Source organism: Ruegeria sp. CE8, assembly GCF_056537465.1.
On sequence record NZ_JBQFRP010000002.1, the window covers coordinates 136780 to 149663 of the forward strand.

Genomic DNA, 12884 nt, shown 5'->3' on the forward strand with positions numbered 1-12884 from the left:
CCCGCAATATGTTGCACCACACACGGGTTCAAACCCGGCAATGCGGGCCAAAGGATAAGGACAAGGCGAATGGCTGACGGATCGATCGATATCAACGCAAAACCCACCGAAGATATTTCGGTCCGTGACGTGTTCGGTATTGATACCGACATGGCGATCAAGGGCTTTGCAGACCGCAGCGACCGTGTGCCTGCCATCGATCCGACCTACAAGTTCGACCCCGAGACCACGCTGGCGATTCTGGCAGGCTTTTCCCACAACCGCCGGGTGATGATCCAAGGATATCACGGCACGGGTAAGTCGACCCACATCGAACAGGTTGCCGCCCGCCTGAACTGGCCCGCCGTGCGGGTGAACCTCGACAGCCACATCAGCCGGATCGACCTGATTGGTAAAGATGCCATCAAGCTGCGTGACGGCAAGCAAGTCACCGAATTCCACGAGGGCATCCTGCCCTGGGCCCTGCGGAACCCCGTCGCCATCGTGTTCGACGAATACGACGCAGGCCGCGCGGACGTGATGTTCGTGATCCAGCGGGTGCTGGAGCATGATGGTAAGCTGACCCTGCTGGACCAGAACGAGATCATCACGCCGAACCCGAACTTCCGCCTGTTCGCCACCGCGAACACGGTCGGTCTGGGCGACACCACCGGCCTGTATCACGGCACGCAACAGATCAACCAGGCGCAAATGGACCGTTGGTCGCTGGTTTCTACGCTGAACTACCTCAGCCACGACGCCGAGACGATGATCGTTCTGTCCAAGGCACCGCACTACAACACCGAGAAGGGTCGCAAGACCGTCAGCCAGATGGTCACAGTCGCCGACCTGACCCGGACCGCCTTCATGAACGGCGACCTGTCCACCGTCATGAGCCCGCGAACCGTGATCAACTGGGCCCAGAACGCCGAGATCTTCCGCGACGTCGGCTATGCCTTCCGCCTGTCTTTCCTGAACAAATGTGACGAGCTGGAGCGCCAAACGGTCGCCGAGTTCTATCAGCGCTGCTTCGACGAAGAACTGCCGGAAAGCGCTGCGAGCGTGAGCTTGGGGTGATGAACGCCACACATTATTCTTTGTCGCTGACGCGGGATAGCGTAGCAGCAGGGGATGATGTGTCCGCACCTAATCGCGCTATTCTTATTGTTCCTGCACCAACGACGGGCTTTGATCTATGCAAAGCCATTCAGTCGCGGAATTACTTGGCGCGCATTTCAGGAGGTATGGCGACTTGGGTGGTTGAAGTGGATGAGGTACCTGTCGGTGTCATTGCCCAGCAATGGAAGACGCCGAAATCCATTGTCTTGAACCTGAAACCAAGCCAGAATTCTCAAGTTCACTGCAGATACCTGCTGCAACGGGACCCAGATGCTGTCTTCGCCGAATACTCTGATCCGGATTTGGGAAAACCAAAATGAGTAAACCAAACGACAACCCCGCCGATCCGTTCAAAAAGGCCTTGGCCGAGGCGACGAAGGTCATGGCTGACGATCCCGAACTGTCGGTGAGCTATACCGTCGACCCATCCGGTCTGTCGGGTGAATCGATGCGTCTGCCGCAGGTTTCTCGCCGTATGACCCGCGAAGAGGTTCTGTTGGCGCGCGGAACGGCGGATGCTCTGGCGTTGCAGCGCAAGTACCATGACGATGCGACACACGCGCGCTATGCCCCTCCGGGCGATATGGCGCGGGATTTGTATGAGGCGATGGAGGTTGCCCGATGCGAGGCGATGGGCGCACGGGATATGCCCGGCACCGCCTCGAACATCGACGTAAAGATCGGGCACGAGGCGCTGCGCCGTGGGTACGACCAGTGCAAACAACCCGCAGATGCCCCGTTGTCGGTGGCCGCCGGTTATCTGATCCGCCATCTGGCCACCGGACGGGATTTGCCGCCCGCAGCTGAGAACATCATGAACCTGTGGCGTGGATTCATCGAAGAACAGGCCGGAGGTACGCTGGACAACCTGCAAGAGATCCTCTCGGATCAGGCTGAATTCGCCAAATTCGCACGGCAGGTGATCAAGGATCTGGGGTACGGCGACCAGCTGGGTGAAGACCCGGATGAACTGGATGAAGATCAGGAAGATCAGGCCGAAGACGACGCCGAAGAACAGCCCGATCCCGACAGCACCGGTCAGGATGATCAGGACGAACAAGAGGCCGACGCGACCCCTGAACAAACTCAGGAAGAGCAGCAGGACCAGTCTCAGGCTCAGGTCTCGATGGACGAGATGGCCGAGGATGAGATGGGTGATGAGGCTGAGATGCCGGAAGGCGAGGCCCCGATGGAGCCGCCTGCCCCGCCGCCAGCGTCTGAGGCCGACCCGGACTACAAGGTCTATCTGAGCACCTACGACGAAGAGATCGCGGCCGAGGATCTGGCAGAACCTGCCGAACTGGAACGGCTGCGGGCCTATCTGGATCAGCAGCTGGAGCCGCTGAAAGGTGCCGTCAGTCGTCTGGCGAATAAGCTGCAACGCCGGTTGCAGGCACAGCAGAACCGGTCTTGGGAGTTCGACCGCGAGGAGGGTATCCTCGATGCCGGTCGTCTGGCACGTGTGGTTGCCAACCCGACTACTCCGTTGAGCTTCAAGGTCGAAAAAGACACCGAGTTCCGCGATACAGTTGTGACGCTGCTGCTGGACAATTCAGGCTCGATGCGCGGACGTCCGATCTCGATCGCTGCTATCTGTGCCGATGTTCTGGCCCGGACGCTGGAACGCTGCAACGTGAAGGTCGAGATTCTGGGATTTACCACACGGGCATGGAAAGGCGGTCAGGCACGTGAAGCGTGGCTGAACGATGGCCGCCCGCAGCAGCCAGGGCGTCTGAACGACCTCCGCCACATCATTTACAAAGGGGCGGATGCCCCGTGGCGCCGCGCACGACCCAATCTGGGTCTGATGATGAAAGAGGGCCTGCTGAAAGAGAACATCGACGGTGAAGCTTTGGAATGGGCGCACCGCCGGATGCTGGCGCGGCGAGAACAGCGCAAGATTCTGATGGTGATCTCGGATGGTGCGCCGGTCGATGATTCAACTTTGAGCGTCAACCCCGCTAATTATCTGGAAAAACACCTGCGCGACGTGATCGCCATGGTCGAAAAGCGCAAGATGGTCGAGCTTCTCGCCATCGGGATCGGCCACGACGTGACCCGTTATTATGACCGCGCTGTGACGATCACGGATGTCGAGCAGTTGGCGGGCGCAATGACCGAGCAGTTGGCGGCTCTATTCGACAGTGACCCCCGTGCCCGGGCCCGTGTGATGGGTATGAAAAAGGCCAGCTGAAGCTGGCCTTGCCTCCGGCAGGAGTATTTCAGAAAAGATGAAGGGGTAAGACCCGTCTGAGAGAGGTATGAGATGTTTCAGTCCTTTGCCGTGACAGCGCGCCCGGAACAGGGACCACCCCGGCTGGCCGCCCTGCGGGCCGAAATGGCGCAGGAAGGGGTCGACGGGTTTCTGATCCCGCGCGCGGACGCGCACCAAGGTGAGTACGTAGCACCACGGGATGAGCGACTGGCATGGCTGACCGGGTTTACCGGCTCGGCAGGGTTTTGCGCGGCCTTAACGGATACTGCCGGCGTATTCATCGACGGGCGCTATCGCACGCAGGTCAAGGCACAGGTCGCGGCCGAGTTCACGCCGGTGCCATGGCCCGAAACCAGCCTGAGTATGTGGCTGAAAGAGCAACTGCCCAACGGTGGCAAGGTTGCCTTTGATCCTTGGCTGCATGCGGCTGGCCAGATTTCCAGCACACAAAAAGAGTTGAACGGAAGCGGCATCGAACTGTTGCGCAGCGCCAATCTAGTGGATCGGGTCTGGCCGGATCAGCCGGATCCTCCGCTTAACCCGGTCAAGCCGCATCCGATTGAATTTTCCGGCGAAACAGCCGCAAGCAAAACCGCGCGGTTGGCCGACGACTTGCAGCAGAACGGATGTACTGCGGCGGTCATTACTCTGCCGGATTCGATCATGTGGCTCCTGAATATTCGAGGGTCGGATATCGGGTACAACCCGGTTGCGCATGGGTTCGCCATTCTGCATGCGGATGGGCGGGTCGACCTATTCATGGACGCGCAAAAACTGGCTGGGCTGAACGACCATCTCGGAAGTCAGGTGCAGGTCCATAAACCTCAGGCATTTCTGGGCGTGGTCGCTGAACTGGAAGGAACCGTTCAAGTCGATCTTGGAACGCTGCCCCAGGCCGTCGCGGACGTGTTGGGCGGCAAGATGCTGGACCGGGGCGATCCCTGCGCCTTGCCCAAAGCGCGCAAGAACCCGGCTGAAATCGCAGGCAGCGCCGAGGCGCATCTGCGCGACGCCGTGGCCGTCATCGAAACACTTTGCTGGCTGGACGCACAGGTCCCTGGCGCTCTGACCGAAGTGGAGGTGGTCACGCAGCTTGAGGAGAACCGCCGGCGGGACAACGCCTTGCAGGATATCTCGTTCGACACGATTGCCGGCACCGGGCCCAATGGCGCGATCATGCATTACCGGGTGACTGAGGAGACAGACAGCCGGCTGGAGGATGGGCATCTGCTGGTTCTGGACAGCGGCGGGCAGTATCTCGATGGCACGACCGACATCACCCGCACCATCGCGATCGGGGGCGTGGGTGATGAGGAAAAAGCGTGTTTCACGCGCGTTCTGAAAGGGATGATCAATATGTCCATGCTACGCTGGCCTGTTGGGTTGGCCGGGCGGGACATTGAATGCATCGCACGGGCTCCTCTTTGGCTGGCGGGTCAGGATTTCAATCACGGGGTTGGCCATGGGGTCGGCGCGTATCTGAGCGTCCACGAAGGGCCGCAGCGCCTGTCGAAGGTCAGCAATGTGCCGCTGGAACCGGGCATGATCCTGTCCAATGAGCCGGGATACTACCGCGAGGGTGCCTTTGGTATTCGGATCGAAAACCTTGTTGTGGTGCAAGAGGCCCCGGCCCTGCCCAGCGGGGATGACGAGCGCGCAATGCTGAATTGGCGAACCCTGACCTACGTTCCGATTGACCGGCGGCTTATAGTAGTCGATATGCTTACGCAGGAAGAACGAGCGTGGCTGAATGCCTATCACCGCGACGTTGCGGAAAAAGTCCGTCCAAGGCTGGGCGTTGACGCTCAACTGTGGTTGGATGCCGCAACTGCACCGATCTGACACTGAACTGTCACATAAACTGGGCAGAGGAGTGATCCGAAGAATAAGACGAGGGAAGAAGCAGAGATGACTGAGATAACGATCCGTAAGGCAGCTGGTAAATGGAGTGTTCGTTCCGGCGGCGCCGTTCTTGGAGAGAGCATGAACGCACTGGAACTGTTGGAAGGTGATCTGGAACCGGTGATATACTTCCCTCGCGCCGATATCGGGATGGCCTTTCTGGACCGTACGGAGAAGGTCACACATTGCCCGCATAAAGGGGATGCGACGCACTACTCTATCGCAAACAAATCTTCGGTGACCGAAAACGCAGCCTGGAGCTATGAAGACCCTGTTCCGGCGATGGCCGAAATCAAGGACCACGTCGCGTTCTATCGCGTCGACTCCGTGAAGGTCGAGCAGATCTAAGGATAGATCCGGCCTCAGATTCCCTCTCTTACCCGTTCGGTTCTGGCCACGTCGTGGCTCACACGGCCGTAGGCCTGCGCCATGGACGTCAGGGTGTGTGGCGGGCAGCCAGTTTCAGTCAGGCAAGAGGCATCGATGACCCGAGCCTGGCCCTGAAAGGCGGTTTCAACCGTCTGGTCCACAGGTTCGTTTCGGGCACCGATTGTCAAATTGTGATAGTGGAACCCCTGTCCGGGCGCCGTGACTCCCAGTTTGTTGCGCACTCTGTGTGACGCGAGCCAATCAAGAAAGCACAGTAGACGGTCATCCTGTTCCGGTGCGGGGACATGGGTTACCTCGATGCGGTCTTGTTGTGGCTGGTGGCGAAATTTCACAAATGTTTTGGGCGTCCAGTTCCGGAGGGGTTGCACGAAAACAATAAAACGACCCATACGCCAACCGCGTAAGCGCGGACCCAGACCCAACATCGTCACCAAGCTGACCGGCGCTTGTGACACGGCGTAAACGGAGGCAAAGAGATCGCATTTACCATCGTTTTTGCGTTTGAGCGTCATCGCATTGAAGTTTCCCCGGTTCGTATAATTCCGCGGCGACCCCAGAGCCCGCCTCAGCCCCAGACAGTTGATGGTGTAAGGCGCGTGATCCTGAAAGCCGATCTCCGCAATCTGTGGCAGACTATGTGCAAGCAGCGTTGCAGTTCCCAGAACCCCTGCCGCCAGAAACACGCGGCGCGCCTGAATTCGCGTGCTGTCATTCAATTCCAAGCACAAACAGTTTTTCTCGTTTTCGAAGCAGTGAACGCCGCCTGCCACCGGCCGGACCGGGTCGGCCGCTGTTGTCTGTATACGCATTCTGAGGTCCTCCAAAATAGACACGAAAGAATACGTTTAGATTGAAAAAATTTACTTGCGTGGCCCGGCGACGCACCACCTGCAAAGTGTCGGATCACCTCTGAAACACAACGCTGGCCGTCTTGGACAGGAAACAAATCCCCGATGAGCAGGAGGTTTTCCTCTGATAGGGTCACACTGTATCTCCGGGTTCAAGATCAGGCGGCAGTTCCATGCCGCAAGCCCGCGATGGTACCAGCTACTCTTGAAACAGGGGATGCAAAGCGAGATGCAGAAAGAGCATTGAACCGTGCCCCTGTTAACCTGAGATCTTGTTCAAAATTAATTCAGTGCAGTTGTGCCGCTCAAGTTTCTGAAACTTTGCAGGTCCCGCCTCCCACACGGGAGAAACTAAAATCGCTATGTACTTGTGAAAATACCGTGGCAGACCTTACCCATATTAACGATTTTTCTGGGTTTGGATCAAGAAAACAGGAAAATCAGAACGATCTTGGCCCGCGCATTTCACGTAGAAAACCAGCAATAATCGGCCCCAAACCCAAGGCTTTTAACCTTGTTCGGCGGTTCGGCGGATTCTGTTAAACGTTACGACAACATCCGGCGCGACCGGTCTCAAGTGCGTTCACGGCGCGTTCACGAGGCTGTTTCATGCATTTGAAGCACCAAGCGTGCACAATGTTTCCGAACACCGCCAGAGGATGCCATGTCGATTACCCGTCGCAGTTTCGCCGGATCGCTGAGCGTCGGGATCATACTGCCCGGCGCGCTGTCCGCCCAGCAGGATCGTGTGCTGGAGGCCGTGCGATCCACCTTGTTCGGAAGTGCCTCAGAGTTTGAGCAAGGTATGGCCTTTCTGACAGAACGCGGCAATCCGGACGTTGTCCCAGCCCTGCTGACTGGTATGCGATTTGGCAGGCGTCGCAGTGACGAGATCGCGCGCGTTATGCGCTCTTTGACCGGAGAGGACATCGGCGCAGACTGGTTTGACTGGATGCTGTGGCAGGAAAAGAACCCGCAGATTGTGCCCCACCCGTCTCTGATTCCGTTCAAGCGCGAAGTGCTGCTTGGGATCGATGGAAACTTCGACGATTTTCTACGCCCGGAATACCTGCAGCCTGACAAGATGAAAATCCGTCTGGAAGAAATCGCCTGGGGCGGTGTGCGAAAGGACGGCATCCCCTCACTGGACAATCCTGGGCTGATCCCCGCTGCGCGTGCTGATTACCTCAAGGACGATGACCTGGTCTTTGGCGTGTCGATCAACGGAGACGAACGGGCCTATCCGCTACGGATCATGGGCTGGCATGAGATGTTCAATGAGGTGATCGGCGGCGTTCCAGTGGCGCTGGCCTATTGTACGCTGTGCGGATCCGGAATTCTGTTCGAAACGCAGGTGCCCGGGCGTGAGAAACCGTTGATCTTTGGCTCATCCGGGTTCCTGTATCGGTCCAACAAGCTGATGTTCGACCGCCAGACACACTCTTTGTGGAACCAATACACAGGCAAGCCGGTTGTTGGCCCCCTGGTCGATAGCGGAATTGAGCTGAAGCAGCGCCCCGTAGTTATTACGACTTGGGAAAGCTGGAGAACATCACACCCCAAAACGCAGGTGCTGTCGCTGAAAACTGGGCACCGGCGGAACTATGGGTCGGGTGTGGTCTATCGCGAATACTTCGCCTCACCCGAGTTGATGTTCCCTGCGCTGGTTGATCAGTCCCATCACCAGCAGAAGGACTATGTCTTCGCCATTCGCCAGTTTGGCGCGGCACGGGCATGGCCTTTGGATTTGTTCAACAAGGCGCGGGTCATCAATGATGCAATTGCCAACCGCCCGCTGGTGCTGATCGGGAACTCGGACAAACGCGCGGTGCGGGCCTATGAGCGTGCGTCACATAAGTTTACTGCGTCAGGGGACGGTTTGGTGGACGAAAAAGGCCGGAAATGGACCATGACCGAAGAAGCACTGATCGGGCCGGATGGCACACGGCTGCCCCGGGTCGCTGGCCATATCTCATACTGGTTCGCGTGGAACAATTACCTTGGCGATGCCGCAACCGTGTACCGGCGTTAGGAATGCTCCTCGGCTGCCGTGGCAGCCAGCGCTCGGTTATAGGCCTTCAGGGCGTCGATGTGATACAGCGCCCCGACCGGAGTTTCACTGCCATCGGCCTCAACGATGACGACTGGAATACAAGGGATGTCATCGCGGTCGAAATAAGGCATCGCGGCCTCAAGCGTATCTCCGGCCTGCACGCAGAGGCCCTGTTCTATCAGTTCCCGGGCCTGCTCATTCGTGATTGAGCGTGTGTCACCAATGGGGCGCATAACCGCCCCGGCGCGCAGCATGGCAAGAAGATAGGCTTGCGGCCCGGCTGCCAGGTGCACATTGCGACGTTCGAGTTGGGTCAGGAAGAACGACCGGTCAACAAGGCGCGAGGCCAAAGCGGTCGACATCGAGACCGAGACCATCACCGCGATCCCGATCTGCCAGTCTCCGGTCAGTTCAAAGACAATCATCGTGGTTGAGATCGGTGCCCCAAGAACGGCAGCCGCCACAGCCCCCATACCTGCAAAAGCATACAGAGTGTGGGTGCCTGACACATCCGGCAGCAAACCCGTTGCGATCAAACCAAAGGCCAGCCCGGTCAACGCCCCGATCATAAGCGAGGGCGAGAACACTCCGCCCCCCATACGCCCGCCCATGGTGATGGCCAAAGCAACTGTTTTGATCACCGCGAACAGGATGGCGACCGTCAAAGTCAAATCCCCGGCCAGGGCGCGGATCGTGGTCTCATACCCCACACCGATGATATGCGGAAACCAGATCGCAAGCAGGCCCAGCATCGCACCGGACACAGCCGGGCGCAGCCAACGCGGCAGGGAAAGACGGCTCTGGATATGATTGCCGATATCCTCGGCAAAAAAGATCGAACGCATCAGCAGTAGGGACACCAGCCCGCAGATCAGGCCGAGGATCAGAAAGGCTGGCAGTTCCACGTAAAATTGCAACGAGCCCGGCGTCTCGAGTACAAACTCGGTCACGTCGCCATATTCCAGCCGGTTGATCACCGTGCCCGCGACCGAGGCGATCACGATCGGCGCAAAGGCATGCACCGCGAAATGGCGCAACACGACTTCAAGCGCGAACAACGCGCCGGCGATGGGTGAATTAAAGCTGGCCGACACAGCAGCGGCCACCGCACACCCCAACAAATCGCGCCCCGTAATGCCATCGGCATGGATACGGTTGCTGACCCAGGTCGATATCACCCCGGCCATATGGACAACTGGCCCCTCTCGCCCCGTCGACCCTCCGGTGCTGAGCGTGATAAGCGAGGCAAAGAAGGATGCGATGCCCGCCTTTTCTTCGACCCTACCATCGGTCACCGCAGAACCCTCGATCACATCTGCAACCGATCGAACACGCCCGTCGTCGGTGAACTTGTGCAGGATGATCCCCACGATCAGTCCGCCGATGATCGGCGTTATCAAAATCAGAAACCAGGGCAATTTCTCGGCATGGCTGTGCAGCAGCAGAATATCGTCGGTGTCATAGACATAGGCCTGCAAGGCTCGGATCGCCTTGCGGAATCCCAGCGCCATGAAACCCGCTGCAATACCGATGGCCAGTGCGATGAACCAGAACTGGATTTGGCTGGGACCGCGTCGAAGCATCACCCGCCAAGCGTCCTTGATCGCGGCCAGAGCCTGATTGAGCTGGTTGCGCAGAACGGTGCGGGTTGATTGCGTCATTGGCCCTCGGGGATCACGTCTTTCCCCTTAGTAAGCCACGGAGCGCCCTTATAAAAGTGGGATCGCGACGGTTTGAATGCAGGAAAGCGGCAGAATGACGTCAGGCATCCAGCAGCGCACGGGCAGCGGCGCGCGCCTCGTCGGTGATGGTGTCGCCTGCGACCATGCGCGCGATCTCGTCCACACGGTCCGGCTCGGCCAACGGCACGACGGTGGACAAGGTTTGCCCATTTGTGACCTGTTTCTGAACGCGCCAATGATGCGCCGCACGGGCGGCCACCTGTGGCGAGTGTGTCACGACCAACACCTGCCCGCCCTGCGCCAGCGAGGCCAGTCGCCGGCCGACTGCATCGGCGGTCGCACCACCGACACCCCGGTCGATTTCATCGAAAATCATCGTGCGGGCACTGTCGTCACCGGTCAGGCAAACCTTGAGCGCCAGCAAAAAGCGGCTGAGTTCACCGCCCGACGCGATCTTGTTCAGCGGACCAGATGGCGCGCCTGGGTTGGTGGCAACGGTAAAGGCCACAGCATCGGCGCCTTCGGGGCCGGGGTCGGCAACAGTGATTTCGGTCTGAAACACTGCGCGCTCCATTTTCAGCGGCGCAAGTTCGGCCATGACAGCCGAATCCAATTGCCCTGCCGCCGTATGACGAAGGGCGCTAAGGTCCGCGGCAGCGTGATTGTAAGCGGTTTGCGCGGCTTCGACGGCAACACGTTGGGCAGCTAGATCCGCATCCCCAGCCTCAAGCCGGTTCAACCGGTCCCGCAAAGTGTCAGCAAATGCACCCAGATCGTCGGGGGCAACATCATGCTTGCGAGCTAGCGCACGGATTGCGAACAGGCGTTCTTCGGCGGCCTCCAATTCTGCAGGATTGAAATCCAGAGCCTGAAGGCAGGCATTCACACCGTCCTGCGCCTCACCCAATTCAATCAGCGCGCGCCCCAAGGCGGCGATGGGGTCCTCAAGCTGACCACCTGCGTTGTCCGAAACCCCTTCGAGCCAGCGCATGGCGTCCGCCATTGCCGCCTCGGCCCCGTTACCGCCTAGCAAATCAAAAGCGCGGGCAACATCATCGCGGATACGTTCGGCCGCCTGCATCATGCGGCGGCGGGCGTCGAGTTCGGCATCCTCGCCCGGTTGCGGGTCGAGTTTATCCAGTTCGGAGACAGAATGGCGCAGAAACTCTTCCTCTGCCCGCATGGCGGCAAGGGCCGCCTCTGTCTCGGTCAGAGCCTTCCGAGCACGGGACATTTCGGACCAGGCCGATCTTACCTTGGCAAGGTGATCCCCTGCCCCGGCATAGTCGTCCAACATTGCTCGGTGGCCGCGCGGGTTCAACAGACCCCGGTCATCATGCTGCCCGTGCAGCTCGATTAGTGTTTCGGACAATGCGCGAAGAACTTCACCCGAACAGCGGCGGTCATTGACCCACGCCGTCTTGCGCCCTTCAGCCGTATTGACGCGGCGCAGGATCAGTGCCTCGCCTCCGGGCAACCCTGCCTCGGCCAGAATGCCATGCGCCGGATGCCCTTCGGGCAGTTCGAACTCGGCCACGACTTCACCCTGTGCAGCGCCCTGACGTACCAACTCGGCCCGTCCACGCCAGCCCAGCACGAACCCCAACGAATCCAACAGGATCGATTTGCCCGCCCCGGTCTCACCAGTCAAAGCGTTCAGACCTGGCTGAAACGTCAGTTCCAGCCGGTCGATGATCAGCATATCGCGGATATCGAGGGCGCGCAGCATCGGGTCTTAGCGTCCCACCCCTTTGGCCATGGCGATTACAACCACTCACCTTTGAGAGTCTGACGGTAAATCGTGCTGAGCCAGTTGTTGCCGCGGCTCTTCAGGTCTAGCCCACGCGACGTCAACAATTTGTAGCCCGCATCATACCATTCAGACGACTGATAGTTGTAACCCAGAATGGCACCAGCCGACTGCGCCTCGTCAACCAGACCCAGCGCCAGATATGCCTCGATCAGACGATAGAGCGCTTCAGCCGTGTGCGACGTAGTCTGGAAATCCTCGACCACAACCCGGAACCGGTTGATGGCGGCGGAATAGTGATCCTGACGCAGGTAATAGCGCCCGATCTCCATTTCCTTGCCTGCCAGATGGTCAAAGGCCAGGTCGAATTTCAGCACCGCAGAGGTCGCATATTCGCTGTCGGGATAAACCTCGATCACCGTTCGCAGCGATTGCAGCGCCTGAAAGGTCAGCCCCTGATCGCGCCCAACCTCGTCAATCTGATCATAATAGCTCAGTGCCAGAAGATACTGCGCATAGGCCGCGTCTTCGTCGGTTGGATAGAAATCAATGTACCGCTGTGCGGCAGCCCTGCTTTCCTCGTAATTCTTGTCCGCATGGTACGAAAACGCCTGCATGATCAGCGCGCGCTTGGCCCAGTCGGAATAGGGATACAGGCGCTCGACCTCCGAGAAATACCACGCCGCATCATCCGAACGATTCTGCGACAGCTCAAACTCGCCGCGCGTGAAAATCTGTTCGGGAGTGAACCCTTCCAGGTTCTGATCGCGGTCTGCGCCTTTGCCAGCGCACGCCGTCAAAACTGCTGTCAGAAGAATCGCGCCTGCGAATCTGACTGCCGCTTTGGTGCCAACCATTCCGCCTATCCTTGTCGTATTACTTGACGGGGTTATGCCCCGGTTTAGGCCATGGTCTAGCACATATAATTCCGGTGCAAAACGCCTTA

General features: G+C 58.9%; 10 protein-coding genes. 6 read left to right on the top strand and 4 right to left on the bottom strand.

The window, feature by feature from the left end:
- Positions 1–69 precede the first annotated feature (69 nt).
- The 5 genes from cobS to ACR0AA_RS03615 all read left to right on the top strand — a co-directional run bounded on the left by cobS (position 70) and on the right by ACR0AA_RS03615 (position 5563).
- Positions 70–1056, top strand: a complete 987-nt coding sequence (gene cobS / locus ACR0AA_RS03595; RefSeq protein WP_480662632.1) for a cobaltochelatase subunit CobS — start codon at positions 70–72, stop codon at positions 1054–1056.
- Positions 1056–1418 carry a hypothetical protein gene (locus ACR0AA_RS03600; RefSeq protein ID WP_480755459.1) on the top strand — a complete coding sequence of 121 codons (363 nt, stop codon included), beginning with the start codon at positions 1056–1058 and terminating at the stop codon, positions 1416–1418. The genes cobS and ACR0AA_RS03600 overlap by 1 nt, the downstream gene beginning before the upstream one ends.
- On the top strand, positions 1415–3292 hold the full coding sequence (gene cobT / locus ACR0AA_RS03605; RefSeq protein WP_480755460.1) for a cobaltochelatase subunit CobT: 1878 nt from the start codon (positions 1415–1417) through the stop codon (positions 3290–3292). The genes ACR0AA_RS03600 and cobT overlap by 4 nt, the downstream gene beginning before the upstream one ends.
- A gap of 72 nt (positions 3293–3364) precedes the next feature.
- Positions 3365–5155 (top strand): aminopeptidase P family protein, encoded by a 1791-nt coding sequence (locus ACR0AA_RS03610; RefSeq protein WP_480755461.1) that lies wholly within the window; start codon positions 3365–3367, stop codon positions 5153–5155.
- 66 nt (positions 5156–5221) lie between these two features.
- Positions 5222–5563 (top strand): DUF427 domain-containing protein, encoded by a 342-nt coding sequence (locus ACR0AA_RS03615; protein WP_480662624.1) that lies wholly within the window; start codon positions 5222–5224, stop codon positions 5561–5563.
- A 14-nt stretch (positions 5564–5577) separates the two neighbouring features.
- Here the strand turns inward: ACR0AA_RS03615 and ACR0AA_RS03620 are convergent, their stop codons facing one another.
- On the bottom strand, positions 5578–6414 hold the full coding sequence (locus tag ACR0AA_RS03620) for a hypothetical protein (protein WP_480662622.1): 837 nt from the start codon (positions 6412–6414) through the stop codon (positions 5578–5580).
- 703 nt (positions 6415–7117) lie between these two features.
- Between ACR0AA_RS03620 and ACR0AA_RS03625 the strand changes: the two genes are divergently transcribed.
- On the top strand, positions 7118–8485 hold the full coding sequence (locus tag ACR0AA_RS03625) for a DUF3179 domain-containing protein (protein WP_480662620.1): 1368 nt from the start codon (positions 7118–7120) through the stop codon (positions 8483–8485).
- On the opposite strand, the gene ACR0AA_RS03630 is transcribed toward ACR0AA_RS03625, so the two are convergent.
- The 3 genes from ACR0AA_RS03630 to ACR0AA_RS03640 form a co-directional block, all read right to left on the bottom strand.
- Positions 8482–10167 carry a chloride channel protein gene (locus ACR0AA_RS03630; RefSeq protein ID WP_480662619.1) on the bottom strand — a complete coding sequence of 562 codons (1686 nt, stop codon included), beginning with the start codon at positions 10165–10167 and terminating at the stop codon, positions 8482–8484. The two genes, ACR0AA_RS03625 and ACR0AA_RS03630, sit on opposite strands and share 4 nt — an antisense overlap.
- A gap of 100 nt (positions 10168–10267) precedes the next feature.
- Positions 10268–11917, bottom strand: coding sequence for a DNA repair protein RecN (recN, locus tag ACR0AA_RS03635; RefSeq protein ID WP_480755462.1), 1650 nt, complete (start codon positions 11915–11917; stop codon positions 10268–10270).
- Between the two features lie 35 nt (positions 11918–11952).
- A complete protein-coding gene (locus tag ACR0AA_RS03640; protein WP_480662615.1) occupies positions 11953–12795 on the bottom strand; it encodes an outer membrane protein assembly factor BamD in 843 nt (280 codons plus the stop codon).
- Between the last annotated feature and the right edge of the window lie 89 nt (positions 12796–12884).